Annotated in this window: 1 pseudogene; it reads right to left on the bottom strand. The window is 62.0% G+C overall.

The annotated features are described in order from the left end of the window. Positions 1 to 316, bottom strand: a pseudogene (locus EN824_RS34175) (ornithine carbamoyltransferase); the annotation flags it as partial.

The raw sequence follows: 316 nt of genomic DNA on the forward strand, positions 1-316 counted from the left end.
CAGGCAGTGCATGAAAAGCGCGTCGGATTTCGCCCTCGCCATCAGGGCGGCGTTGACCTGGTAGGGCAGGAAGACGGTATGGCCGCGGGCGCGATGCTCCTGGCCCATCGATACCCAGCTGTCGGTGACGACGCAATCGGCCTGGTCGACGGCTTCCTCGGCCGATTTGGAAAAACGGACCTTGCCGCCATTGGCTTTCGACCAGTTGACATATTTCTCGAAAGGCTCGCTGCCTTCCGGCACCGCGACGTTTCAGTTGAATCGGAACCGCGCCGAAGCCTCCAGACGCGAGTGCAGCACATTGTTGCCGTCGCCG

The organism is Mesorhizobium sp. M8A.F.Ca.ET.181.01.1.1, assembly GCF_004792025.1.
Lineage (GTDB): Bacteria > Pseudomonadota > Alphaproteobacteria > Rhizobiales > Rhizobiaceae > Mesorhizobium.